Origin of the sequence: Streptomyces sp. NPDC089915, assembly GCF_040684675.1 — a bacterium.
Classification (GTDB): Bacteria; Actinomycetota; Actinomycetes; order Streptomycetales; family Streptomycetaceae; genus Streptomyces.
This window is the reverse complement of the sequence record NZ_JBFBGN010000428.1, coordinates 1-1,046: the sequence shown is the minus strand read 5'-3', so window position 1 is coordinate 1,046 and position 1,046 is coordinate 1. Positions and strand designations below refer to the sequence as shown.

Genomic DNA, 1,046 nt, shown 5'->3' with positions numbered 1-1,046 from the left:
CGGTGGTCCAGGACCGCCACGTGCTTCTTCACGGTGCGCTCCCCGATCCCCAGCCGGAGGCCGATCGCGGCTTTGCCCAGGGCCCCGCCGAGCAGGAGAAGAACCCCCCGCTCCCGGGCCGTCGGGAACCGGACCGCCATCGCCCGGGACTCACCCGAGCCCAACGCGCCCCTCACTCTGAAACCGCCGCAGAAGCAGTGCGGCCCGGGACTCCCCTGATCTGGTGCGTGCATGCCGCAAGCCTCAAACGACAGAGGCGCCTGGTACACCCGCCTGACGGCGGGCCTTGTGGTGGCCGTCGGCTCCATGGCCTGCGCAGGGCGGCTGACGGTCCGCCGACGGTGGAGTCCGGTCCTCTGGGAGTGGGTACTCCTGGTCGTGGCCCATCGCGCGGAGCGTCTGCGGCTCGGACGCCTCCGGGCACAGTCTCGGGTGATGCAGCACGGCCATGAGCGCTGCCTCCACGCGGGAGGTGAGAGCGAGCTTCTCGAATATGGCCGTCACGTGCTTCTTCACGGTGCGTTCGGTGATGTCCAGGCGGCGGGCGATGACGGCATTGCCCAGGGCTCCGCCGAGCAGGAGCAGCACCTCCGTCTCCCGGGAAGTCAGCGCGGTGGCAGGGGCATTCGGCCTTGAGCCGCTTGCCCTCCTCGCCACCGTGAGTACACCGCACGAGCAGTGCGGGCCTATCCCTTGTCGTGGTGTGAACATGCCGGAATCCTGGGGCGGGGAGGGCTGCGTGGGTACCCGCCGACTCGCGGGTAGCACCCCGCCCACCTGCTGAAACCAGGTCCGGACCGGACGCCGGGACCGGCCGCCCCGTGATCGGACATCAGCAACACCCCGTCCACCACCTCTTGGGCAGGCCGGCCGGTGACGTCGCGCAGCGGACAGAGCCCTCTACAGGGCCGAGACGGTTCCGCTTGCCGTACGGGGCAGGACACCCGTGGCGGCGGTCTTCGGGGTGAACTCGGCGCGGTAGCCGAGCAGCAGGCTTCCGGCCGGGGTGAGCAGGCCCGGCTTGCTGTCGCAGCGGGCGGTTCCGG

The 1,046-nt window shown here is 70.9% G+C and carries 1 protein-coding gene; it reads right to left on the bottom strand.

Annotated elements, in window-relative coordinates; translation table 11 throughout:
- Positions 1-243: 243 nt before the first annotated feature.
- Positions 244-711 carry a LuxR C-terminal-related transcriptional regulator gene (locus AB0O29_RS36380; protein WP_365160841.1) on the bottom strand — a complete coding sequence of 156 codons (468 nt, stop codon included), beginning with the start codon at positions 709-711 and terminating at the stop codon, positions 244-246.
- Between the last annotated feature and the right edge of the window lie 335 nt (positions 712-1,046).

Bases quoted from the DNA above. Each gene is read 5' to 3' on its own strand.
- AB0O29_RS36380 (WP_365160841.1), bottom strand. From the start codon at position 711: ATGTTCACACCACGACAAGGGATAGGCCCGCACTGCTCGTGCGGTGTA.